Source organism: Alkalicoccobacillus plakortidis (assembly GCF_023703085.1).
Classification (GTDB): domain Bacteria; phylum Bacillota; class Bacilli; order Bacillales; family Bacillaceae_D; genus Alkalicoccobacillus; species Alkalicoccobacillus plakortidis.
This window is the reverse complement of the sequence record NZ_JAMQJY010000001.1, coordinates 1,834,753-1,857,021: the sequence shown is the minus strand read 5'-3', so window position 1 is coordinate 1,857,021 and position 22,269 is coordinate 1,834,753. Positions and strand designations below refer to the sequence as shown.

Annotated in this window: 27 protein-coding genes and 2 pseudogenes; 22 read left to right on the top strand and 7 right to left on the bottom strand. The window is 39.7% G+C overall.

Annotated elements, in window-relative coordinates:
- Positions 1–13: 13 nt before the first annotated feature.
- From NDM98_RS09950 to NDM98_RS24005, 8 genes are all read left to right on the top strand, one after another.
- Positions 14–826, top strand: a complete 813-nt coding sequence (locus NDM98_RS09950) for a MetQ/NlpA family ABC transporter substrate-binding protein (RefSeq protein ID WP_251606963.1) — start codon at positions 14–16, stop codon at positions 824–826.
- A gap of 14 nt (positions 827–840) precedes the next feature.
- Entirely contained in the window at positions 841–1,671 is an 831-nt protein-coding gene (locus tag NDM98_RS09945) for a MetQ/NlpA family ABC transporter substrate-binding protein (RefSeq protein WP_251606960.1), read from the top strand.
- Position 1,672: 1 nt separating this feature from the next.
- Entirely contained in the window at positions 1,673–3,001 is a 1,329-nt protein-coding gene (locus NDM98_RS09940) for an LLM class flavin-dependent oxidoreductase (protein ID WP_251606957.1), read from the top strand.
- A gap of 152 nt (positions 3,002–3,153) precedes the next feature.
- The gene (locus NDM98_RS09935) at positions 3,154–3,912 is read left to right on the top strand and encodes a GTP cyclohydrolase II (protein WP_251606954.1); all 759 of its coding nucleotides are present in this window, start codon (positions 3,154–3,156) and stop codon (positions 3,910–3,912) included.
- Positions 3,913–4,013: 101 nt separating this feature from the next.
- Positions 4,014–4,736, top strand: a complete 723-nt coding sequence (locus NDM98_RS09930; RefSeq protein WP_251606951.1) for an L-2-amino-thiazoline-4-carboxylic acid hydrolase — start codon at positions 4,014–4,016, stop codon at positions 4,734–4,736.
- Positions 4,729–5,382 carry a hydantoinase/carbamoylase family amidase gene (locus NDM98_RS24015; protein WP_307728772.1) on the top strand — a complete coding sequence of 218 codons (654 nt, stop codon included), beginning with the start codon at positions 4,729–4,731 and terminating at the stop codon, positions 5,380–5,382. The genes NDM98_RS09930 and NDM98_RS24015 overlap by 8 nt, the downstream gene beginning before the upstream one ends.
- Before the next feature lie 25 nt (positions 5,383–5,407).
- Complete coding sequence (locus NDM98_RS24010) at positions 5,408–5,707, top strand: peptidase dimerization domain-containing protein (protein WP_307728771.1); 300 nt, start codon at positions 5,408–5,410, stop codon at positions 5,705–5,707.
- A complete protein-coding gene (locus tag NDM98_RS24005; protein ID WP_307728770.1) occupies positions 5,667–5,945 on the top strand; it encodes a M20/M25/M40 family metallo-hydrolase in 279 nt (92 codons plus the stop codon). The genes NDM98_RS24010 and NDM98_RS24005 overlap by 41 nt, the downstream gene beginning before the upstream one ends.
- 352 nt (positions 5,946–6,297) lie before the next feature.
- Here the strand turns inward: NDM98_RS24005 and NDM98_RS09920 are convergent, their stop codons facing one another.
- Positions 6,298–6,918: a TVP38/TMEM64 family protein gene (locus NDM98_RS09920; RefSeq protein ID WP_251606948.1), complete on the bottom strand. Its 621-nt coding sequence runs from the start codon at positions 6,916–6,918 to the stop codon at positions 6,298–6,300.
- A gap of 175 nt (positions 6,919–7,093) precedes the next feature.
- Here NDM98_RS09920 and rbsK point away from each other — a divergent pair, with 175 nt between their 5' ends.
- Both rbsK and NDM98_RS09910 read left to right on the top strand, forming a co-directional pair.
- Positions 7,094–8,005: a ribokinase gene (gene rbsK / locus NDM98_RS09915; RefSeq protein WP_251606945.1), complete on the top strand. Its 912-nt coding sequence runs from the start codon at positions 7,094–7,096 to the stop codon at positions 8,003–8,005.
- A 232-nt stretch (positions 8,006–8,237) separates the two neighbouring features.
- A complete protein-coding gene (locus tag NDM98_RS09910; RefSeq protein ID WP_251606943.1) occupies positions 8,238–8,459 on the top strand; it encodes a helix-turn-helix transcriptional regulator in 222 nt (73 codons plus the stop codon).
- Between the two features lie 3 nt (positions 8,460–8,462).
- On the opposite strand, the gene NDM98_RS09905 is transcribed toward NDM98_RS09910, so the two are convergent.
- A complete protein-coding gene (locus NDM98_RS09905; RefSeq protein WP_251606941.1) occupies positions 8,463–9,044 on the bottom strand; it encodes a hypothetical protein in 582 nt (193 codons plus the stop codon).
- A complete protein-coding gene (locus NDM98_RS09900) occupies positions 8,968–9,366 on the bottom strand; it encodes a TetR/AcrR family transcriptional regulator (RefSeq protein ID WP_251606940.1) in 399 nt (132 codons plus the stop codon). Before NDM98_RS09900 ends, NDM98_RS09905 begins: the two co-directional genes overlap by 77 nt.
- A gap of 158 nt (positions 9,367–9,524) precedes the next feature.
- Here NDM98_RS09900 and NDM98_RS09895 point away from each other — a divergent pair.
- Positions 9,525–11,034, top strand: a pseudogene (locus NDM98_RS09895) (MDR family MFS transporter).
- Positions 11,035–11,084: 50 nt separating this feature from the next.
- Here the strand turns inward: NDM98_RS09895 and NDM98_RS09890 are convergent.
- Complete coding sequence (locus NDM98_RS09890) at positions 11,085–11,729, bottom strand: hypothetical protein (protein WP_251606939.1); 645 nt, start codon at positions 11,727–11,729, stop codon at positions 11,085–11,087.
- 117 nt (positions 11,730–11,846) lie between these two features.
- Between NDM98_RS09890 and NDM98_RS09885 the strand changes: the two genes are divergently transcribed.
- The 5 genes from NDM98_RS09885 (at position 11,847) to NDM98_RS09865 (ending at position 15,469) form a co-directional block, all read left to right on the top strand.
- Entirely contained in the window at positions 11,847–12,371 is a 525-nt protein-coding gene (locus NDM98_RS09885) for a helix-turn-helix transcriptional regulator (protein WP_251606937.1), read from the top strand.
- A gap of 16 nt (positions 12,372–12,387) precedes the next feature.
- Positions 12,388–12,975 carry an ABC transporter substrate-binding protein gene (locus tag NDM98_RS09880; protein WP_251606936.1) on the top strand — a complete coding sequence of 196 codons (588 nt, stop codon included), beginning with the start codon at positions 12,388–12,390 and terminating at the stop codon, positions 12,973–12,975.
- Positions 12,976–13,076: 101 nt separating this feature from the next.
- The gene (locus tag NDM98_RS09875) at positions 13,077–13,934 is read left to right on the top strand and encodes an ABC transporter substrate-binding protein (protein ID WP_251606934.1); all 858 of its coding nucleotides are present in this window, start codon (positions 13,077–13,079) and stop codon (positions 13,932–13,934) included.
- Between the two features lie 350 nt (positions 13,935–14,284).
- The gene (locus NDM98_RS09870; RefSeq protein ID WP_251606932.1) at positions 14,285–15,049 is read left to right on the top strand and encodes a tyrosine-protein phosphatase; all 765 of its coding nucleotides are present in this window, start codon (positions 14,285–14,287) and stop codon (positions 15,047–15,049) included.
- A gap of 165 nt (positions 15,050–15,214) precedes the next feature.
- Positions 15,215–15,469, top strand: a complete 255-nt coding sequence (locus NDM98_RS09865) for a hypothetical protein (RefSeq protein ID WP_251606930.1) — start codon at positions 15,215–15,217, stop codon at positions 15,467–15,469.
- 38 nt (positions 15,470–15,507) lie between these two features.
- On the opposite strand, the gene NDM98_RS09860 is transcribed toward NDM98_RS09865, so the two are convergent.
- The 3 genes from NDM98_RS09860 to NDM98_RS09850 are packed head-to-tail and all read right to left on the bottom strand — an operon-like array spanning position 15,508 to position 16,660.
- Complete coding sequence (locus NDM98_RS09860; protein WP_251606928.1) at positions 15,508–16,005, bottom strand: small multi-drug export protein; 498 nt, start codon at positions 16,003–16,005, stop codon at positions 15,508–15,510.
- A 23-nt stretch (positions 16,006–16,028) separates the two neighbouring features.
- Positions 16,029–16,451 (bottom strand): hypothetical protein, encoded by a 423-nt coding sequence (locus NDM98_RS09855; protein WP_251606926.1) that lies wholly within the window; start codon positions 16,449–16,451, stop codon positions 16,029–16,031.
- Complete coding sequence (locus NDM98_RS09850) at positions 16,448–16,660, bottom strand: helix-turn-helix transcriptional regulator (RefSeq protein WP_251606923.1); 213 nt, start codon at positions 16,658–16,660, stop codon at positions 16,448–16,450. Before NDM98_RS09850 ends, NDM98_RS09855 begins: the two co-directional genes overlap by 4 nt.
- 257 nt (positions 16,661–16,917) lie before the next feature.
- Between NDM98_RS09850 and NDM98_RS09845 the strand changes: the two genes are divergently transcribed.
- From NDM98_RS09845 to NDM98_RS09820, 6 genes and pseudogenes are all read left to right on the top strand, one after another.
- Entirely contained in the window at positions 16,918–17,298 is a 381-nt protein-coding gene (locus NDM98_RS09845) for a DUF2294 domain-containing protein (RefSeq protein WP_251606921.1), read from the top strand.
- A 200-nt stretch (positions 17,299–17,498) separates the two neighbouring features.
- Positions 17,499–18,554, top strand: coding sequence for an ABC transporter substrate-binding protein (locus tag NDM98_RS09840; RefSeq protein ID WP_251606919.1), 1,056 nt, complete (start codon positions 17,499–17,501; stop codon positions 18,552–18,554).
- Positions 18,555–18,622: 68 nt separating this feature from the next.
- Positions 18,623–19,570, top strand: a complete 948-nt coding sequence (locus tag NDM98_RS09835; protein WP_251606917.1) for a nucleoside hydrolase — start codon at positions 18,623–18,625, stop codon at positions 19,568–19,570.
- Positions 19,567–20,389 (top strand): annotated as a pseudogene (locus tag NDM98_RS09830) (ABC transporter permease). The gene NDM98_RS09835 and the pseudogene NDM98_RS09830 overlap by 4 nt, the downstream one beginning before the upstream one ends.
- 6 nt (positions 20,390–20,395) lie before the next feature.
- Positions 20,396–21,181, top strand: coding sequence for an ABC transporter permease (locus NDM98_RS09825; RefSeq protein ID WP_251606915.1), 786 nt, complete (start codon positions 20,396–20,398; stop codon positions 21,179–21,181).
- 15 nt (positions 21,182–21,196) lie between these two features.
- Positions 21,197–22,258: an ABC transporter ATP-binding protein gene (locus NDM98_RS09820; protein ID WP_251606913.1), complete on the top strand. Its 1,062-nt coding sequence runs from the start codon at positions 21,197–21,199 to the stop codon at positions 22,256–22,258.
- Positions 22,259–22,269: the final 11 nt, after the last annotated feature.

The following is a 22,269-nucleotide window of genomic DNA, read 5'->3' as shown; positions in this document are numbered from 1 at the left end:
TGAGGGGGATTAGATGAAAACGTACGCTAAAGCAATAACTCTTATTGGTTTATTGGGTTTAACAGCTTGTGGTAGTGAATCAGGTGCTTCGGGTGATGAGGAGATAGAAGTGTTACGTATCTCGGCTGCCTCGACTCCACATGGTGAGCTACTTGAACTTATTGCCGAGGACTTGGAAGCTGAAGGCATCGAACTCGAAGTTGACTTGAGTACAGACGGTGTACAGACAAACAGACAAACAGCGGATGGAGAATACGATGCAAACTTCTTTCAACATACTCCGTATTTAAATCAAGTGAACGAAGATATTGGTCTTGATCTAGTAGAAGTAGCTGGTATTCATATTGAGCCATTTGGTTTTTATTCAAAAACGTATAACTCTATCGATGAAGTAGCGCAGGGAACGGAGGTGGCGATTCCAAATGATCCTGTTAATCTGTCGCGGGCACTACAATTGCTTGAGGCAAATGACATTATCCAATTAGATACAATGGAAAAGACAAGTGATTTTACCGTTGCAGATATAGTTGAAAATGAATTGGATTTAGAATTTAAGACGTTAGACGGGCCTTTATTGCCTCGTGCTTTGGATGATCTTGATCTGGTGGCCATTAATACAAATTATGCTTTAGAGATTGATCTTGATCCGTTAGAGGATGCTTTAATCATTGAGGGAAGTGAATCACCATACGTCAATATATTGGTATCAACTCCTGAAAAAGCAGACACTGAAGCGATTCAGAAGTTAGCAGAGGCTCTTCAATCGGATAAAGTGAGAACGTATATAGAGAATGAATATGATGGTGCAGTGGTGCCAGTATTTTAAAGTGGGGGTTGGACATGAAAAGGCTAGTCGTTGTAGGTATAGCTTTTGGTATTTTTCTTGGAGGCTGCTCTGTGTCTTCTGGTCAGAATGATGAAACGGTAAAAGTAGGGATTCGGAATTCTGAGGAAAAAACGTGGACCTATATTCAAGAAAAGGCAGAAGAAGAAGGGGTTGATCTGGAGCTAGTAGAGCTTGATGCGACGGTGGACCCCAATCAAATTCTAGTTGAAGGGGATATTGATATCAATGCGTTTCAACACATTGCGTATCTAGATCTTTTTAATGAAGCAAATGAAACAAATATTGTGCCTATTGCTACCACCATTATTGCACCACTTGGGATGTATTCCGACACGATAACAGAAATAAGTGAACTTGCTGATGGATCAACAGTGGCACTTCCAAACGACAGTTCCAATTGGGGAAGAGCTTTGGCATTGTTACAATCTGAAGGACTCATTAAATTGGTTGATGATTTTGATGGAAATGGGGGCGCGGACAAGGTAAAGGAAAATCCTAAAAATCTTGAATTTGTGCCTGTTGATGGAGCAAGTGCGCCACGTGTGATGGAAGACTTAGATGCGGCAATTATTAATAATGGTGTGGCTCTTCAAGCTAATTTAATGCTTGATGATGCGGTGATTCATGAAGACGCGACAGCGAAGCCCTATATCAATATCATTGCAACACTTGAGGAGAACAAGGATCAGCCAGCTTTTCAAACGATTATTGATATCTATCAAAGTGATGAGACGGCAAACTTTATTGAAGAGACGTATGATGGCAACTATCTCCCTACATTTATTACGCTTGAAGAGCTGAGTACGTATAAGGAGACCTATTAAGATGGGCGAGAAAAAGCAAATGAAACTGGCTGCGTACTTAATTGGTACAGGTATGCATGTTGCCTCTTGGCGTCACCCAACAGCTCAGCCAAGTTCAAGCATTGACGTTTCCTATTATCAACACTTAGCACAGCTTGCAGAAAAAGGGCGATTTGATATAGCCTTTATTGCGGATAGCTTAGCAATTAATCACGATTCCCATCCAAATATTCTAAACCGGTTTGATCCACTCATCCTGATCACAGCAATGGCGACTGCTACAACACATATAGGTTTAGGTGCTACAGCTTCCACTTCCTACAACGAACCATATAATTTAGCACGCCAAGTTGCATCAGTTGATATGCTTTCAAAGGGAAGAGTAGGATGGAATATGGTGACGACTGGTGATGCAACGGGTGAAACGGGTCAAAATTTTAGCAGGCATGACCACTACACTCATCGTGAGCGATATCATCGCGCTGAGGAGTTTATAGACGTTGTGCAAGGGCTTTGGGATTCTTGGGAAGACGATGCTTTTTCCTATAATAAAGAGACAGGCAGCTTCTATGACAAAGAGAAGGTTCATGAACTTCATTATAAAGGCGACTTTTTCCAAGTGAAGGGGCCGCTTAATATTGCCCGCTCAGACCAAGGACAACCAGTTATTATTCAGGCAGGATCTTCCGTTGACGGTCAGCAACTTGCGGCAAGAACGGCAGAAGTTGTATTTGCCCATAAAGACAATATTGAAGGTGCAAAAGCTTTTTATCGCGAGTTAAAGGACAGGCTAAATGAATTTGGAAGACAGCAAGAGGATCTTCTCATTTTGCATGCGATTGCTCCTATCATCGGAGATACGGAAGAAGAGGCCATTAAGAAGCATCAGGAGTTACAAGATCTTGTACCAGTTGATGTTGGTTTGCGCTTTTTGTCTGGTTATATGGGTAATGTTGATTTTTCACCGTATTCCAATGATACTCCAGCAAGTGAAGTTGTCTTTCCAGAAGTCAACGGCATCCAAAGTCAATTTGATGAAATGAAAAAAATAATTGAAACAGAACAACTTACTGTAGGTGAATTATATGGCAGGCTAACGAATTCGGCACGAAAGGATGAATTTGTTGGCACCGCAGAACAAGTAGCCGATGCCATGGAGCGATGGATCACAGAAGAGGCAGCAGATGGATTTATGCTACAGATTCCTTTGCTACCAAGTGGACTTGAAGATTTTGTTGGAAAAGTTGTGCCTATTCTGCAGGAGAGAGGACTTGTTCGAACGGATTACTCAGGTTCTAATCTAAGAGAGCATCTAGGGTTAAAAAAACCGATAAATCGAAATGCCCCATAAGGAAATGGGGTTCTTTTTTGATTTAGTATCTTTTTTTATACTAAGGTACATCAAAGTGGCTACTATCTAATCTGATGATCAGGGCATATGATAACAGTACCGTTTATAAAAAAAGTATAATGAGACATGATAATAACAAAGGGGTATCTACCATGACTGAAATGAAAATAGATGTTAAAGGTCTTTCACGTATAGAAGAAAAAATTCAAATGATCCCTTTAGATGAAGGGGCGATTTATCTAGTTGGACCCATTCAATTGCCTGTTAACTTATATGGTGAAACCGTTACGTTTCAATGGTATTGCTGGTTACATTGCCAAGAGGTCACAGAGGATTTTGATCGCATGCTCGAGAAATTATCCTCCGAAAACTTAGCTGAATTCCAACAATCGAGTGTTCTAACGTATGGCGATTTTTCTTTTGATGAGGATGCAATTATTCGAATGCATTCGATCTGTCATACTGGAGATATATTTGGAAGTAAAAGATGCGATTGTGGGTTTCAATTAAAACAATCGATGAAGATGATTGCTGAACACGGGACGGGGGCCCTATTTTATTTAGCAAACCACGAAGGAAGAGGAATTGGTTTGTTTAGTAAAGCAATGGCCTATATCCTTCAGGAAAATGGATACGACACGGTAGAAGCGAATCAGGCTCTTGGATTTGTTGATGATTCAAGAAATTATGATGATGTCATTAAAGTACTCAAAACATTACGATCAAAACCAGTGACCTTAATCACAAATAATCCAAAGAAGTTGGAAGCACTTAGAAACGCGGGATTGCCGGTATTAGGGAGAACTCCTTTATGGGGCGATGTCTCTGAATTTAATAAAGCGTATCTGGATACAAAAGTAAATCGCTCTGGACATTTACGTGATGAGGAAACATGTCCAAACAATGAATGAACCGTCTGAATGCTAAGACGGTTTTTTTTATGTTTATTTGAGTCCCATGATACACTGGGTAGATAGAAAAAGTTCATATTTGATGAGGAGGTAGAATGCATATGTCAACAAATCGACAACCGTTGCCTACACTCTCAATGTATTCGATCACGGCAAAGCTTATCACACATTTGGAGTCGGCAATTACAAAAGAATTTGGGGAAGGGGCCAAAAGTTTTATAAGAAATGGAATAGAAGCGTTTGGCTTGGCACGTGCCAAGCTCATCTCTGATCAAGCAACGTTTGAAGGAGAAATTCATTGTCTTGCATCGTATCTTCCTAATCACACCGTAGCAACAAAAGGTTTGGAACTAGATCAGCAGTCCATTTATCCATGGATGGCCCAATTGTTTGCTCACGTCACCAAAGAGATTGTTGATCATTATGGAGAAGCTGGCAAGCATGCTGTTCGTGAAGGTGTCCGAACATTCGGTGAAGTGAGAGGACAGGGAATAGCGAAACGCGCTAAACATATGGGCTATGCGAATGACCTGGAACAATATCTTCCAAATTATGATATGGGCAGAAGTGATCTGTTTGAATTTGAAAATGTGTTCACGGAAGGTAATATTGACCAAACATTTACTAAATGTCCGTTTGGTCAGCAATGGGTAGATGATGAAATGGGTGAATACGGAATTCTGTACTGTGAGATGATTGACCCAGCAGTAGCAAAAGGATTTAATCCAGACATCGAAGTAGAGCATGATCAATATGTAATAAAAGAAGGCGTATGCCACTTTCAATTTACGTTAAAAGGAAAGAAGGGAAAATCAAATGATTAATGGGGAACGAATCTGGATTAGACTTAAGGAACTATCCGAAATAGGAAAAACGGATGACGGTGGAGTCACAAGATACTCCTACACTGATCTTGAAGCGGCTGCGAATGAGCAGGTGAGAACGTATATGGAAGAAGCTGGTCTGACAACCGGCTATGATTCAGTAGGAAATCTGTATGGCATTAAAAAAGGAACCAAAGAGGATACATTATTAATTGGCTCACACGTTGATAGTGTACCAAATGGAGGGAATTTTGACGGGCCATTAGGTGTTCTTGCAGGAATCGAGGTATTAGAAAGCCTGCAGGAACAAGGCAAAGAGCTAACGCATACAGTCAAAGTGATGGCTTTTAAAGATGAAGAAGGATCGCGGTTTGGTCTTGGTATGATTGGAAGCAGAGCTGTTGCGGGTATTTTAACAGCAGAACAATTACAAAAGACGGATGCAGATGGTGTCAGTATTTATGAAGCAATGAAGCAGCAAGGTTATGATCCAAATGCTTTTGGGGAGGCAAAGCTTGAAAATATAAAAGCCTACCTAGAGCTACACATTGAACAAGGAAAAATCCTTGAGTCAGCTAATATAGCAGCAGGCATTGTTAGCGGGATTGCTGGTCCATGCCTGGTTACGTATGAAACTAACAGGTGAGGCTGGTCATGCAGGTGCTACTCCGATGAATCAACGGCGTGACACGCTAGTCGGTGCGAGTCTGATCATTGCAGAAATTGAACGCATTGCAAACAAATATCCAGAGTTAGTTGCAACAGTTGGGCAAATTTTAGCTAAGCCGGGTGGCACAAATGTGATCCCTGGATATAGTGAATGGACCATCGATCTCAGACATGTGCAAGAATCCGTTCGAGATCAAGCGGAAGCAGATATTCGACAGGTCGCTGAACATATTGCGAGTGAGCGTCAACTTGAACTAGAGATTGAGGAGATGCAGAGGATTTCTCCAAGCTCCTTGCTCTGAAACGATTCAGCAAGCGATCGAAGCTAGTTTAGAAGAAGAGGGAATCGGACCAGTAACGTTACCAAGCGGAGCGGGACATGACGGTATGCAATTCACAGGCAAGTGGCCAATGGGTATGATATTCGCACGTTCTCAAAATGGAATCAGCCACAATCCAAAAGAATGGACCACACCAGAAGATGTGAAGATTTCAACCACCATTCTCTACAGGACGCTTTTGAAATTAGATCAAGAGTAATGAGAGAGGGAGTATCTCGAAACCCATTAGTAGCTCCCTCTTCCTATAGGAAAATAAGGCCCGTACTGCTACTTATAGCAGTACGGGCCTTTAGCAAAGTGTGGGTCCTTATACATCCGCTCCCGGGATGGGGCACGCTTTCCGGGGGCGGGCCTTGAACTAAACTGGCTATGCCAGTGTATTTCAAGCCTGCCCGTACATCCCCTCGGAGTCGGCCCCATCCCGTCCGCTCTGATAGAGCTTCATTCAAACAGTGTAATCAGAATCTGATGACTGCTGACATGTCTAAGGATGTGCCTAAATCAACCACGCTAATTTCTCTGCTTATCTAGAAGCGGTTAACGATAGCCGATCATCTTCCCCTTCTTGTCCACATTCGATAGCAACTGTAAACAACCAGTAAAAATCCAACATAGTATAACCCCACAAATAAAAGGTCGCCTGGGTTGTTTAGTAGCGTGCTACCTACTGTTGCGAACAGAATCATTGAAGGAATTTTTCCGATTGTTGATGCGATGGAATAGACGCCTAATGATACTCGGCTTAAAGCAAAATAAGAATTTGCAACAATTGAAGGAATCACAGGTACCATACGACTGATAAAAATCGTCATAAATGCATTTCGTTCGAATAACGCTGTAATTTTGTCTAATGATTGATAACGAGTAATTACCTTCCGTCCCCAATCCTGAAAGCCAAAACGAATGGCGATAAACATAATAATGGACGCAATGGATGAACCAATCCAAGTGACAAGGCTCCCAAGTGCCGGCCCGTACATCACTCCGAGTAATGCGCCAATAATCGGATACGGAATAACAGGAAATAAGGCAAATAACGTCGCGGCAATAGTGGTTAGAATAACCGAGCGTTGCCCATAATCGCGAATCCAATCGACTAAATCAAATCGATTCAAATAGACCAATACTCCAAATATAAGAAATAAAACAAGAACAGCTATTTTTCGTTTCATACGCCACCTCATAAAAAGTACATCCAACCTATTTTAGCAGATAATGAGCAGGTATTAACGGACTCTATGTGACAGGACGATGAAACCAACACCCAATTAGGCAGAACCTACAGAATATGATATTCTTTATGGGTCTAACTAGAGGAAACGAACAGAAAAAGCGGGTGACTGATACATGTTAACAAATAAACCAAAAGTAGTTGTCATAGGAAGTATTAATATGGATATGGTCACGAGATCAAGCCGATTTCCCCAAAAAGGTGAAACCATCTCAGGTGAGAGCTTTGATCAACTTCCAGGTGGAAAAGGAGCTAATCAAGCAGTAGCAGCTGCCAGACTTGGCGCCGAGGTAAGTATGATTGGTGCTGTAGGAGATGACCATTCAGGTCAAGCATTGCTCAAGCACCTACAGGATGAACAAATTGATACATCATTTGTTCAAATACTTCAAGGACAAACAACGGGTATGGCACAAATCACGGTTTCAGAAGAGGATAATCAAATTATCATTGTTCCTGGAGCGAACTTTGCCTTAACAAAAGAGCATATTGATGCAGCAAAGGACATCATTCAATCTGCAGATATCGTGGTGCTCCAACTTGAAATTCCACTGGAGATTGTTGAACATGCAGCCCAGATCGCTGCTGAATCTGCAGTAAAGGTTATTCTAAATCCTGCGCCAGCACCGGCTGAGCGTCTCAATGAATCATTACTCCAAGCGGTTCATTACATCACACCAAACGAAACGGAGCTAGCACATATGACAGAACAGTCTAATGTGGAGTTGGGTATCGAGGACCTACTAAAAGAGAAGGTAGATGCTGTTGTTGTGACATTAGGAAGTGAAGGAGTTCGCTTTAAACAAAAAGGGGATATTGTGACTGGATTTGTTCAAGGTAGGGATGTCGAGGTCATTGATACGACAGGAGCAGGAGATACATTTAACGGAGCTCTTTCCTATTGTCTTGCTAGTGGAATAGAGTTAGCAGAAGCAATTGAGTTTGCAAATGATGCTGCAGGATTGTCTGTGACTAAATTTGGAGCTCAAACAGGAATGCCGACATTAACTGAAGTGAGGAAGTTTTAGCTTATTATCCCAATCCTCAAAAACGGTTAAACTAGTATAAAGGGAACGGGACAAGGATGTCTTCGTTCTCTTTTTTTCTATGCAATTAGGAAGAAAAACACATCATTTCTTTTAAAATGTAATCGCGTTTTTCCCAACTATAAAGAGGCAATTCACCCGACAACTACGCTTTAAAGCAAGTTATAATAAATGCATAAAGATTCATTGACAGAAAAAACTCGGAGGTGCATTGATGTATCAGATAACAGAACCTGAGACTCCTTTTGCACAATTTTTGTCTCAGCATGAGATTACGCAGCAACGAATGGCCAATATGTGTGGAGTTAGTCGTGAAACCGTACGCAGACTCTGCAAGGAAGACAGAGAGCCGAGTGTGAGAAGCGCAAGACGTATTATCATTACGCTTCAAGATATGGATTATAAGGTGGACTTTGATACCTTCTGGGATTTGTAGAATTTAATCTGAGTCTTTTAGAAAAATTAAAACGCTTGCTTTAAATTCACTAAGCTGCTTTTGCCACTCTGGTTTAGCATCAATCGTAAGAGACCCTATTATGCTATCAATTAAAAAAGTACGAGGTTCGGTTTGTTGGACAAGCTCTTCATTGAGAAAATCCAGCCGTTCCTTGTGCTTTTTTTGTTCGTCTTCACTTGAGTGCTTAAATATCAGCTGCTTTAAATTAAACAAAGATTGCTCGAGTGTCTCAATACGAAGATCCTCTTCCTTCATTTGATCTGGAGCCCATTGATCAAGAAGCTGTGGATCTAACAGCTGTTCCTTATTCTTTGTGACCTGATGAACTAATTCCACTAGCCGATTAATACAGTAATGCACAACATCCTTGCTTGTTCTTTGTGTTTTAGGTGTGGTGGCAGAATGATATCTAAAATGCATATGAAGAATACCGGTCATCATGACTGCGCAGTCTAATAAATATGGAGCTGCTTCCTCATCAAAAATATCAGTTAATCGTCTGTGTATCCATTTTAATTCGTATAGCTTGGTGCTGTTTAATATACTGTTTAAGCTCAATGTCATCTGAGACAAAAACCTCCTGGAATAATGAAAACATTTTGTAGGTTTCTAGCAGTTCTATCTGGATACTGATCTGTTCCTTAAGCGTATCAAGGTCCTTAGGGTCGCGATAAAGTATGAGCTCATCTCTAGCTTGTTCAATCTTATGTGCTAGCCATTTAAAGACGGCTAAAATGATATCGCTTTTAGATGAAAAGTATTTATATAAAGTCCCTTTAGATATTGAGCTACGATCGAGAATGTTTTGAATGGAAGCTGCTCGGTACCCTTTCTCTGCGAAAACTTGATGAGCGCTTTCAATAACGTCCTGTCTGCGATTGTTCATTTGACACCTCTCCATAATCTTTTCCTACCTTAAAAAGTTTCACAGTTTTTCATGAAAAAAGCAAGATTCTCTTGTTGCAATTTAGAAATGACAGGAGTAATATAAGTTCAGTATAACACTGGTATAAAAAAATGAACAGTTGTTATGGAGGGGTATAAATGTCAAATTCAACATCAATAGAAGAAACAAAACGACCTCCCTACGGCATTATTGCAATTTTGCTTGCGGGGGCATTTATCTCGATATTAAATGAAACACTACTTAATGTGGCGTTACCATCTATTATGAGAGATTTTGAAATTTCAGCTTCAACCGTTCAATGGTTAGCAACTGGCTATATGCTGGTGAATGGGGTATTAATACCGGTTACGGCATTCCTTATTCAGAAATTCACTGTTAGAAGTCTATTTTTAACAGCAATTAGCTTGTTTACACTTGGGACGATATTAGCCGTTGTTTCTTGGAACTTTCCGGTTCTATTATCTGCACGTGTCATTCAAGCATCAGGTTCAGCCATCATGATGCCATTATTAATGAATGTGTTATTAACTGGTTTTCCAATTGAAAAACGAGGGGCTGCGATGGGTGTTTTTGGTCTTGTTATGATCTTTGCACCGGCCATAGGTCCAACACTATCTGGTTTTTTAATTGAGCACTATTCATGGAAAATGCTATTTTATGTCACACTTCCTGTTGCAGTTGTTATTCTGCTGACAGCCGTCTTTTTGTTACATGATAAAAAAGAGCCAATTGCGATTAAACTGGATGGATTGTCTGTAATCCTATCGAGTATTGGATTTGGTGGATTGTTATATGGTTTTGGTTCAGCGGGAGACAAAGGCTTGGGGCACACCAGAGGTTTATCTTACATTAATTGCCGGTGGGATTGCGTTAGTTGTCTTTATCCTTCGTCAATTAAAACTAGAGGTACCTATGCTTGAGTTCCGAATTTATCGATATCCAATGTTTGCTTTATCATCAATGATTTCTGTTACATTAATGATGGCGATGTTTGGTGCAATGCTACTTCTTCCAATGTATGTCCAAACAATTAGAGGGATTTCCCCACTAGATTCAGGTTTGCTAATGCTTCCTGGTGCCTTATTAATGGGAATCATGTCACCTATCACAGGTAAGCTTTTTGATAAATACGGGGCAAGATTACTAGCTATTACAGGATTATCAATCACCATTTTAACGTCGTTTATGTTTAGCAGATTAACAATGGAAACAACATATACGACACTCATGCTCCTTTACACAGCAAGAATGTTTGGTATGTCAATGGTGATGATGCCTGTTATGACCAACGGATTAAATCAGCTTCCAGCTCGTTATAATCCACATGGAACGGCGATGAATAATACACTTCAACAAGTATCAGGTGCGATTGGGTCTGCTCTTCTTGTTACAATCATGTCAACAAGAACAACCACTCATGTTGAGGAGCTTGCAGGATCAGGTCTTGCAGGGCAGGATCTAGTTAATCAAGCAACGGTTGAAGGGATTAATGATGCATTCCTTCTTACTGTATTTGTAGCATTGATTGCACTTGTGCTCTCCTTCTTTATGAAACGTTCTAAACCAGGAGAAGATTTCCGTGATCAGCCAGTAAAAGCCAAAGAGAACGAAGAAGAGTCACTTTCTGAACAAGCTACACAATTATAGAAAAAATCAGTGAGGATAAGTTCTCACTGATTTTTTTTGCGTACTAATGATTAGTTTTTGGTTTTGTAGGTATGCCACCATTCAAGCATATTCGAGTGGTCGTGCCAATTGAGGATTTTAGCTGTATTTGTTAGGTCGCGATCGATTTTAATTAGATACTTATTCCCTGACGTTTCGGCGACAAAATAATAGTGCCATGGACTCGCTGTAATCGTATGGACTCGCTCGTCTGATTGCCCAACAATATGACAAACCCAGTTAACATCTGTGTCTTTTATATACCAATTCACTTCATCAAAACGTTTTTTGATCACCTCATAATTAAGAGTTGGCGCTTTTGGTTCAGACGTTGCTACATGCGCATATTGCTCTTTAAGCGTCTGTTTTTCTGTTAAATGGGTATTGTATAACTCCGTATGATAAGCCTTAACATCAACACCAGAATTTTTGGCTAATAATTGATTGGTTAACGACTGTTGCTCAATCATCTCACTAAGCCCAAGTAGAATAATACCTACGAGCGCAAATGGAGAAGCAGTAGCTAAAAATTGCAGGAAGCCAGAAGGGATGGAGTACATTAACTCTCCATATGAAGAAATTATAGAAGCAGAGATAATGGCAACAATTAGTCCTAATACCAAACAAGTAATACCCGTCCAAAAAACGAGACGAGCAGTGAAATTAACTTTCTTCATAAAATGACCCCTTTTGTTTTTATGATAATTTTACCATATTTAATAATCATGTATAACAAAAATATAAGCGATGTATGTTACAGTTGATAAAAGTTATCAATTGAGAGGGAAATGAATATGATAGAGGATTATAACAAGTCAAACCTAGAACGGGTTACTGCATTTATACATCGTGAATATCATCGGCCGATATCACGTGATGAGATGGCAAGGGTTGCTGGATTGAGTATCTGGTATTTTTCTAAAGTATTTAAAGAATACACTGGTGCGAGTCCAAATGAATATGTAACAAACGTACGAATGGCTTCTGCAAAAAAACAGCTGCTATTCTCATCAGCTGCTATACAAATTATTGCTGAAGGGGCTGGGTATGCAGATGAGTTTTATTTTAGTCGGAAATTCAAACAGAGTGTGAAGCTTTCTCCAAAACAATATCGAGTAGAAAAAAGAAGTACAATGGCTGCTCTTGCACTTCCGTTCACTGGACATCTACTTTCTCTTGGAGTGATCCCACAAGTTGCAACAGTTGATTCAACAAGAGATTTTCATCTCAAACAAGAGATTCTGCAAATACCTGTTCATCTAAAACGCTCTAAACGGATGTCAACAAATCTTTGGCTTGGAGAATCTTACTCATCTTAGAGCAGCAGAGCCTGGTTTGATATTGTGTCCAGACATATTTCCAAACCAAGTAAAAGTAGAAATTAAAAAAATAGCACCTACCTTGATTTTGCCTTGGCTTGAATTAACATGGCGTGAGCACTTACAAGAGGTAGCCGAGATATCGGGTAAAAAACGAGAGGCTGTTGCCTGGTTAAAACGATATCAAGATAAGGTATCTAAGACACGTCTAAAGTTAAGAGAAAAGTTGGGTAGCAAAAGTATATCCTTATTACATGTAATGTGTGGTCATTTGGTTGTTTATGGAAAAAGAAATGTAGGAGCTGTACTTTACGAGGATCTAGGATTAACCTCTGCTTATAACTATGAGGATATTGATTTATATAAGGTAATCCATACACATGAGCTGAGTGAGTTTTTGGGTGATCATATTCTTCTTATCATTGATCAAGATGTTAGCTCTCAACTGACTTGGCAGTCGGTTAATCAGAGTACTGAGTGGAAGAAGTTACGAGCGGTCCAAATGGGAAATGTACAAATGCTTAAAGAAATGCCTTGGTTAGATTATTCACCATACGCTCATGAGCAGGTAGTAGATCTAGCTGTTGAAACCCTCTGTACGTAATATGTTGGCATCTGATAGCGCACAATAATCCATGTTTTTAATAGAAAAAAACAGATACACTAACAAATGAGAATTTCTATCATTTACGTGGAGGGGTTAAAGTGAAACAATTAAATAAATGGGGTTGGCTTTCAATTATTCTCATAATGACTGTATTAAGTGCTTGTAATGATCTAGGTGAGACAGAGGAAAGTGAAAAGTCACCAGGTGAAGTTGAAGAGCAAGTAGTTAATACTCACGCTTATGGTGAAACCGTTATTCCAGAAGATGTCTCTCGGATTGCTTCTATTAACTTGGAAGACATGCTTGTCTCCCTTGAGGTACCACTTGTTTTAGCAACAGCAATTGGATCCGATTATTATCTAGAGGACCAATTAGGAGATACACCAATATCTGTTTGGGGAGAACAGCTCGATTATGAAGCGATTCTTGAAAGTAATCCAGACTTAATAGTAACATCCGATGTTACAGACGAAAATACGTATAAAGAATTAACAAAAATAGCTCCAACCATTTTATATGATCGTGAGAAGTGGCGTGATTCAATCATTCAGATGGGCTCAGAGCTAGGGTATGAGGAAAAGGCAATGACCGTCATTGAGGAAGTAGATAATCAGCTTGAAGAAGCGCGAAGTGAAATTGAAGAAGCTGTAGGAACAGACAAAGAGGTAATATTTTTACGTACAACTGCACGTGATTTACGTATAAACTTTCCCGGCTTTGAACAGAATGGACAGACGTATGCGGGTTACGCTGGCATGTTGTATAACGACCTTCAATTAAATCCAGCTCCTATAGTTCTTGAATTACAAGAACAAACTGATAAAGTGAGACAGGTGGCGGAGGTATCTCAGGAGATTCTTCCCGAACTTTCATCTGATTTTATCTTTGTTGCTTCAGGGAGTGCTGGTGGTCGTCCGAGGATGTATCTCGAGACCAAGAGAGCTTTGGAGAAGTAGAGCAATCCTCCTTATGGAAGGACTTGCCTGCAGTACAAAAAGATCAAGTTTATTCGGTTAATCCAAAACATTGGATCAGTAGTGGACCAATTGCTGATCAGATGAAAATAGATGATGTCGTACAGGCTCTAACAAAATAATGAACAAGTCTTAGGAAGAGTATCCTCTTTCTAAGACTTTTTTTGTGCCATTAACAAACTGAAGAGAGAATATTACTAGGTATTTAGGAGGGTTTGTCTTTATGTTCTTGATGAAGAACGGAGTGTTCGTTATAATATAAGATACATAGATTTTAATCGGTAGCTCATCCTATCTATAAAACAAGTTAATAAGGAGGCTTGTATTCATTTATGATTGATTATTTAGTGAATATCTTACCGGATTTTAATGAACAATCTCCAAGTAGAACTGAAGTGTTGAAATTATTGCAAAAATCAGAAGAAAGTGGAGTCAAAACTCTTATTGCAGCTCCAGAATTTAGATTAAATAAGGATAGTGTTTTACCAACTGAAATAGTAGACCGAGTAAATGAACTCAATGTGACGGCAAGAGAACATAATCTCGCCATCCAAGTTGTTCCTGGACAAAGTATTCATCTCGATGATGATCTTCCTCGTGCCTATAATGATGGCGAGATTTTAACATTAAATAATTCTCAATATATGTTAGTCGTTTTAGGTGGCGAAACTCTACATCCTCGGGCTTCGGATATCTTGTATAACCTGCAACTTGCGGGTGCCAGACCAATTTTGGCTCATCCAGAACGTCATAAGGAAATTATTGAGCAACCAGAATTATTGTACAAGCTAATCAAAGGCGGAGCGCTTGCTCAATTAAATGCCTCAAGCTTTACGGGTAGAGTCAGTGGATATACACGTAAATTTTCAGAACAACTAATTGAAAATCGTCTAGTCCATTTCATCATGTCATCAGCACTTAACTCGAAATCACGCAGTAGTGATTTTACAAAAGCATTTGACACTCTGCATAGGCATGGCGACGGATCAAGTGCTGTGTACTTTGAACAAAATGCGGACAGGTTAATTAAAGACTATAACATCTACGCCGAACCTCCAGTCCGAGTAAAGAAAAAAAGATATATGGGCTTATTTTAATAGGAGAGTGGTGGATATCAGAGATACTGGTGTCCGCCTTTTTTTTGTGGGGAGAGCAAGGAGGTTAGCAAGAGCTAGGATGTTTTTAGAAAGAAAGGAGCAGCGAAACCAAGAGGGATTAGGGATGGAGCAAGAAGGAAGGAGCAAAACCAAGAGGGATCAAGGATGGAGCAAGAAGAAAGGAGCAAAACCAAGGCGGATCAAGGATGGAGCAAGAAGAAAGGAGCAAAACCAAGGCGGATCAAGGATGGAGCAAGAATGAACTCCCGACACCAAGCCTCATCACCTCCTAATCCAGATCGCCAATCCGTTACCAAGAACCAACTCGTGTCGCCAAGCTCCGCGCTCTTTCAGCCAGATAAACTCCTCTTTAGCAATAGGGAAGGAATTTTTCCTCATTCGATCTTATGGAACGAATAAAAACGAGAGGGGCCTCATGTCCATCTCGTCTTTATTCTTTAGTTATAGCTTTCGATAAAATCTCTTAACATCCTAGAAGTCTCGTTATCCTCTATTAAATGTCCGAGTCCATAAAATGAGACAAGTGCCATAGCTAGACACCAAACTGTTAGAGAAATACTCATCCAGATAGCTGTTCTTGATTTACTCCCACTTAGCGACATTCCAACTAAAGCGGTGAGATGACTTCCGAATGTTGGTCCGATTAAACAAAGTCCTGGAAGTCCATATTTTGTGAAGACACGTTGAGCACGTTCGTTTTTTTTGGTTTTTTCCGGTTTTCCTTTTTTAATTCGTCTTCTTTCCATCCATGCTTTAATTTGTTCAACAAATACGATGACGAGTAGAACGGTTAAAATGTTCCCAATAAGTGCAATTAGAGCTGCAACAAAGGGATTCAATCCAGCTACAGTTCCAATGGGAATAATGGCTACTCCTTCAAAAAATGGTGTGGCGGCAAATAAGAATACTAAGATATATGCTATTAAATAACCCATAAATAAGTGCCTCCTATATTCATTTAGTTTAGATAACGTTTTGTTTCAATCCACATAATGGAGTATTGAATTGTAGCTAAGATTAGTAACAAGCCTAGTGGTACTTCAGGGAAATACGGGAACGAAATCATGGTTCCAGCTGATATAGGAATTCCAGCCCAATACATAATATAAACTTTTCTAGAAGCACGGTTGGTCACCCATTGTTGTCCTTCGTCGTCTTCTTGTAGTTCATAAGGTGTAAATGTGAAGAGTCGAATTTTTCGTTTAGGATGACGCTGATTATGAATCATAATAAGTGCTGTGAGTAATAAAAAGAACACAAGCATAAAAATAACAAAAGGAACTTCGACTGGTATTGGTTTTGCTAGCACGTAGAACCATATAAATAAAATCCACACACAAACAATCTGCATGAACGGAGAACGTACAATTTTTTCGATCATTTTGCCTCATCCTCGCTTTCAAGCCAAAATACTTCCTCTAAGGCAACGTTAAAAACTGAAGAGATCTTTAGCGCAAGGGCAACTGATGGAGCATAATCAGCCTTTTCAATCATTCCGACGGTTTGGCGGGTTGCTCCTATTTTGTTTGCTAGATCGGCTTGTGTGAGATGATCCCTTGCGCGTAACTCACGCACTCGATTTCGTAGCATGTTATTGTTCCTTTCTCTTTAAGATAATCTCAGTGTAAGTGATCCTGTTCATAATGTAAAGTATTATTGTCATTATGACTGAAAAAGTTGTCATTATGTACAGTTTTCTTACCTTAGCAGTATGGAGATACATAAAGGTGAATAAATATATCAATTTCCGTCTTTTGGTGAAAAAATCTCTCATATAGACGATGTGGTATTAAGTTTATTGAATAAATCCGAACATTGTGTTGCCGAACGTTAGAATCTTATGTATAATGAACCTGCAAGTGATTTTCATTATCTTCATAATAGGTGATGGTGTGACATTACATTCTAATGAAACAAAGAAACTTCTGGCTCATCTTTATAATGAGGTATCAAAGGAAATGTTTGGGGTTGGCACAACTCTACTGAAAGTGACAGTTGAAAATGAAATTATTACATTTCAAGCGAAGCATCGTCGCTCGCCTCGCTCTACCGCACTTGAAGGGGAAGTACCTAGCTTAAAACAAGAAGTTGATTTTCAGTTATCTCTTCTATATAAGAAGAAGTTGCTTCAGAAGCTGCAGGAACAAACAGAACTTTCGATTGATGTGGTTCTTCGTGATTTTGATGCGAGAACACAGTGGGCATTTACGAACATCATTTTAAAATAAGGATTCTTTGTTCGGATCTATCTGAAGAAGGAACCGCAATAAGTATAAACAGGCGTAACCAATTCTTTGTATACAAGGAAAAGGGACTCTTGTAGAATGCACAATTATTCTGCGAGAGTGTCTTTTTCTTTTTTTATGGGAACTTTTAGCGAATGCTTGGGGACCCTATAGTTATCACAACAAAATTTGGAGGGTATCAAATGAAAAAAATTCTTGGAACATCAACTCTTGTGGCATTGTCAGCAATTGCACTTACTGCATGTGGAGGATCGGATGAATCACAAGGTTCTAACGGCTCGCCTACAAAATTAGTGATTTCTACATGGGGATTCTCAGAGGATTTCTTTAGAGAAGAGGTTTATGCTCCATTTGAGGAAGAGCACAACGTAGAGATTGTATTAGATGTAGGAAACAATGCGGAACGACTAAATAAAATTCGTCAAGGTACAGCTGATGTAGATGTTGTCTACTTATCTGATTATTATGCGCAACAAGCAATTAATGACGGACTATTTGCAGAGATTGATCGTAGCAACATCCCTAATATAGAAGAGATTTATGAAGTTGCTCAAGCTCCACTAGGGGAAGAGTATGGTCCAGCTTATACGATTGGTCAATTTGGAATTGCTTATAATGCTGATGAAGTAGATGGAGACATTACATCGTGGGCTGATCTTTGGGATGAGAATCTTGCTAACAATTTAACGATTCCTGGTATTACTTCTACTACGGGACCGATGTTTTTAGATGCAGCATCCAAAGTTGCAGGTGAGGATTCTTTTAATGAAGATGCTGCTTTTGCCAAAATGCAAGAGCTCACTCCTAACATTGTAAAGGAATACGACAAAACCTCTGATTTTGTTAACATGTTTGCTCAAGGTGAAATTGTGGGTGGACCATTTATGGAAATGTATTTTAATGATCTCAAAGAAGCAATCCCTTCTGCTGAATTTGTGGCTCCAGAAGAGGGCGGATATGCAGTTATGAATACCGTTAATATTGTTGAAGGTAGCAAAAACAAAGAACTTGCTGAAGAGTTTATTAACTTTCAATTAAGTCATGATATTCAAGAAACAACGGCAAAAGCGAAAATTGACTCTCCTGTTAATACAACGGTTGAGCTAACGGATGAAGAAGCAGAAGGTATCACGTATGGTCAAGATGTTGTTGAAGGATTAAATCAATTAGATATGGCGTATGTGAATGAAAGTTCAGCTAAATGGATTGAGCGTTGGAATCAAGAAATCGCTAAGTAATTAAAAATGGTATATAGGCGCCGGATATGTCAATTCGGGCGCCTATATTTTGTCTAGGAGTGAATGCAATGAGTCGGAAGGTACTAATCGATGTAGATACGGGTGTGGATGATGCACTGGGCATTCTGCTAGCAATCCACTCGGATGATGTGGATGTTGCTGCAATTACGACAGTTAATGGAAACGTATCTCTAGAAACAGCAACATTAAACACATGCAAGATTGTTGAAATGACCGGTGCATCGCATATTCCTGTTGTACCTGGTGCCAATCAACCTCTCGTAAGAACCTCATATTTTGAACACCGGATTCATGGTGCAGACGGGATTGGTGGCGCTCTTGCCGAGTTTACTCCAACTAAGAAACCTGAAAACGACTATGCTGCAGATTATATGATTGAGCTTGCAAAAAAATCAACACAACCATTGACCTTCATTATGACCGGACCGTTAACCAACCTAGCAGAAGCCTTGCAAAAGTGTCCTGAATTACCAACGTATCTTGATGAAGTCATTTTTATGGGTGGAGTTGTAGATGATATTGGTAATGTAACTCCTGTTGCGGAGTATAACATGTACGTCGATCCAGAGGCTGCGAGAATTGTGTTAGAAGCTGGATTTAAAAAGCTCACACAGGTCGGATTAGACGTAACGAGAAAAGCACTACTTACAGAAGCACATCTGCAACAGCTTGATAATACAAAGTACGGTGAATATATTCGTCAGAGCACGTCAGATTATATGGCGCGTTATATTGAACGAAATGGTGTAAAAGCATGTGCGATGCATGATCCACTTGCTGTAGCAGTAGCTATTCAACCAGCTCTTGTAACAACTCAACAGCTTTTTGTAGATATCGAGACATCAAGTCGTTTATGTGACGGTCAAACAGTGTGTGATTTCCAAGGTAGACTCGACCAACAGCCGAATGTCCATGTAAGTCTTAAAGTGGATGCTGATGCGTTTCTTAATCTTTTTGTCCACACAATCAGCGTACCGCAGGAGGGATCTTTGTGAAGAAAAAGTATATCTACATTCTTTTATTACCGGGTGTGTTGTTTTTAACCTTGTTTATGATCATACCTTTGGCCTTAACATTTGCTTGGACATTTTCTGATGCAGGCAGCTTTTCTTTCCAGGGGTATCTAGACTTTTTTAAAAATGATTATTTTATGGAAATCTTGTTTACAACCATTCGCGTCAGTCTTTTAACAACGTTATTCTGTATTATCTTAGGGTTTCCAGCAGCTTATTTTATCTCAGGTCTACGGGCAAGAACAAAGGCAATTATGCTTTTGCTTGCGGTATTCCCGCTGCTAGTTAGTCCCGTTGTTCGTTCATTTAGCTTGGATGATTATCCTTGGACGAAACGGTTTGTTAAATCAATTCCTAATGGGCGTAGGATTGCGATCAGAACCACTAGAAATCATGTACACACCACTTGCAGTTAATATTGGGCTTATTCATTTGTTCCTTCCATTAATGATTGTCACGTTAGTAGGGGTTCTTGAAAATGTGGACCGTAATCTGCTTGAGGCTGCTGAGAGCTTAGGAGCTCCGAAAGTTACAATCTTCCGGAAGATCCTGCTGCCATTATGTGTACCTGGTTTAATGATTGGTTGCACACTTGTCTTTGTTGGAAGTTTTACAGCTTATACAACTCCAGCACTACTTGGAGGCAATCAACGAGTGATTTCAACATTCTTATATCAAAATGCCGTGACATTAAATGACTGGCATGTAGCATCTATTGTCAGCGTCATTATGATCGCTGTTACCGTACTATTTATTATGGTGATTAACAAAGTCGCACTGAAATTAAATCCAAGGGGGTAGTGAGCGATGAAAAAGAACTGGGTCTTATCCCTTGTTACATTTTTGGTTTTTGTCTTCTTGATCGGACCACTGGTCATAATCTCAATCACTTCCTTTGAACCTGGTAGTGTGCTGAAGTTTCCGCCAGAAGGCTTTTCCTTGAATTGGTATGAAAATATCTTTAAGGTATCGATGTTTTTAGAAACCTTTAAAATTTCTATATTAGTTTCACTTGCAGGGAACCTTATGGCTTTGTTGATTGGTATCCCAGCAGCATATGCATTAAGTCGTTACGATTTTAAAGGAAAGCAGCTATTAAATGCTGTCTTTATCTCACCGGTATTAATACCCGGAATTGTGCTTGGTTTTACGTTTTTGCGTTATATTATCGTCGAGTACGGAATCCCTGTTTATGCTGGTTTGTTTATTGGACATACCATTATCATGCTGCCATTTATCATTCGGGTGATATCCTCGAGTCTTTCTAACTTTGACTTTTCGATTGAAGAGGCAGCATTAAGTTTAGGAGCAGGTCATGTAGAAACATTCTTTAAAATAGTACTACCGAATATTCGTTCAGGTATTATTGCAGCTGTTCTAATTGCGTTCCTTGAATCTTTTAACAATGTAGATATCTCTGTATTTATGACCGGACCTGGTTTCAGTACATTGCCAATTCAGATGCTGACCTATGTTGAGAACTACTTTGATCCAACCATTGCGGCAGTTTCAGTATTATTAATGATTCTAACAGCTGGTCTGATGTTCTTAATTGAACGCTTAATGGGAATTGCATATTTCACTAAACGATAATGGAGGCAAAACACAATGGCATTACTTACTTTAGATAACATTTCAGTGGCCTATCAGAAGCAGGATATTCTGAAGGATTTCCACCTTGATATAGAAAAAGGCAAGCTCGTTTCATTACTAGGACCTAGTGGTTGTGGAAAAACAACGACTTTACGATTAATTGCAGGTTTTCTTGAAGCGAAAGAAGGACGTTTTACCTTTAAGGATAAAGATTACACGCGAGTACCTGTGAGTAAACGAAACTTCGGATTTGTTTTTCAAAACTATGCATTATTTCCGCACATGTCTGTTTATGATAATGTCGCTTTTGGTTTGAGACTACGTAAAAAAACTACGGCTGAGACAAAAAAGCTTGTCCAGGAAATGCTTGAGATTGTGAACTTGTCAGGCTATGAGCAACGTTTTCCACAGGAACTATCTGGTGGACAAAAACAACGTGTGGCGATTGCTAGAGCGCTTGTTATTAAACCAGACCTTTTACTGTTCGATGAGCCGTTAAGTAATCTGGATGCTAATCTACGTGAAAGCATGCGCGTAGAAATTCGCCGTATTCAACAAGAATTAGGGATTACAACTGTTTATGTTTCTCATGACCAAGAAGAATGTTTCTCGATTTCTGATCAGGTTGCGATCATGAACAAAGGTGTCATTGAGCAATTGGATCAGCCTTCTGAGATTTACTCTTATCCTAAAACAAAATTTATTGCTGATTTTATTGGCTTTAAGAATTTTATTTCATTCACTGACAAACAAGAAGCTGAGGGTGGATTTGTCATGAAGGCACAAGGTTTAGAGTTTCATGTGGCAGAGGCAAAGCAAGCTGCAAGTCCAACAAGTATGATTGGTGCAATTCGTCCTGACTACTTAACCATACTCCCGCATAAAGGCGAGTTACTTGGGCCGAATCAGGTGAACGGGCAAATTTCAGTGAGCACATTCCTTGGACGGAGCCATCAATATGTCGTGAACACTGTGCTTGGTGACTTTACGATTAACCAAGATTCTGAGTATGCCTTCGCATCAGGCGAACAGGTTACCATTCAATTTCCAAAAGAAAAGCTTGTACTTGTTGATTAATACTGGAGGGA

Excerpts from the sequence above, each read along its gene's own strand:
- NDM98_RS09950 (WP_251606963.1), top strand. The coding sequence starts at position 14 with ATGAAAACGTACGCTAAAGCAATAACTCTTATTGGTTTATTGGGTTTA.
- NDM98_RS09945 (WP_251606960.1), top strand. The coding sequence starts at position 841 with ATGAAAAGGCTAGTCGTTGTAGGTATAGCTTTTGGTATTTTTCTTGGA.
- NDM98_RS09940 (WP_251606957.1), top strand. The coding sequence starts at position 1,673 with ATGGGCGAGAAAAAGCAAATGAAACTGGCTGCGTACTTAATTGGTACA.
- NDM98_RS09935 (WP_251606954.1), top strand. The coding sequence starts at position 3,154 with ATGACTGAAATGAAAATAGATGTTAAAGGTCTTTCACGTATAGAAGAA.
- NDM98_RS09930 (WP_251606951.1), top strand. The coding sequence starts at position 4,014 with ATGTCAACAAATCGACAACCGTTGCCTACACTCTCAATGTATTCGATC.
- NDM98_RS24015 (WP_307728772.1), top strand. The coding sequence starts at position 4,729 with ATGATTAATGGGGAACGAATCTGGATTAGACTTAAGGAACTATCCGAA.
- NDM98_RS24010 (WP_307728771.1), top strand. The coding sequence starts at position 5,408 with ATGAATCAACGGCGTGACACGCTAGTCGGTGCGAGTCTGATCATTGCA.
- NDM98_RS09920 (WP_251606948.1), bottom strand. The coding sequence starts at position 6,918 with ATGAAACGAAAAATAGCTGTTCTTGTTTTATTTCTTATATTTGGAGTA.
- rbsK (WP_251606945.1), top strand. The coding sequence starts at position 7,094 with ATGTTAACAAATAAACCAAAAGTAGTTGTCATAGGAAGTATTAATATG.
- NDM98_RS09910 (WP_251606943.1), top strand. The coding sequence starts at position 8,238 with ATGTATCAGATAACAGAACCTGAGACTCCTTTTGCACAATTTTTGTCT.
- NDM98_RS09905 (WP_251606941.1), bottom strand. The coding sequence starts at position 9,044 with ATGACATTGAGCTTAAACAGTATATTAAACAGCACCAAGCTATACGAA.
- NDM98_RS09900 (WP_251606940.1), bottom strand. The coding sequence starts at position 9,366 with ATGAACAATCGCAGACAGGACGTTATTGAAAGCGCTCATCAAGTTTTC.
- NDM98_RS09890 (WP_251606939.1), bottom strand. The coding sequence starts at position 11,729 with ATGAAGAAAGTTAATTTCACTGCTCGTCTCGTTTTTTGGACGGGTATT.
- NDM98_RS09885 (WP_251606937.1), top strand. The coding sequence starts at position 11,847 with ATGATAGAGGATTATAACAAGTCAAACCTAGAACGGGTTACTGCATTT.
- NDM98_RS09870 (WP_251606932.1), top strand. The coding sequence starts at position 14,285 with ATGATTGATTATTTAGTGAATATCTTACCGGATTTTAATGAACAATCT.
- NDM98_RS09865 (WP_251606930.1), top strand. The coding sequence starts at position 15,215 with ATGGAGCAAGAAGAAAGGAGCAAAACCAAGGCGGATCAAGGATGGAGC.
- NDM98_RS09860 (WP_251606928.1), bottom strand. The coding sequence starts at position 16,005 with ATGGGTTATTTAATAGCATATATCTTAGTATTCTTATTTGCCGCCACA.
- NDM98_RS09855 (WP_251606926.1), bottom strand. The coding sequence starts at position 16,451 with ATGATCGAAAAAATTGTACGTTCTCCGTTCATGCAGATTGTTTGTGTG.
- NDM98_RS09850 (WP_251606923.1), bottom strand. The coding sequence starts at position 16,660 with ATGCTACGAAATCGAGTGCGTGAGTTACGCGCAAGGGATCATCTCACA.
- NDM98_RS09845 (WP_251606921.1), top strand. The coding sequence starts at position 16,918 with ATGAACCTGCAAGTGATTTTCATTATCTTCATAATAGGTGATGGTGTG.
- NDM98_RS09840 (WP_251606919.1), top strand. The coding sequence starts at position 17,499 with ATGAAAAAAATTCTTGGAACATCAACTCTTGTGGCATTGTCAGCAATT.
- NDM98_RS09835 (WP_251606917.1), top strand. The coding sequence starts at position 18,623 with ATGAGTCGGAAGGTACTAATCGATGTAGATACGGGTGTGGATGATGCA.
- NDM98_RS09825 (WP_251606915.1), top strand. The coding sequence starts at position 20,396 with ATGAAAAAGAACTGGGTCTTATCCCTTGTTACATTTTTGGTTTTTGTC.
- NDM98_RS09820 (WP_251606913.1), top strand. The coding sequence starts at position 21,197 with ATGGCATTACTTACTTTAGATAACATTTCAGTGGCCTATCAGAAGCAG.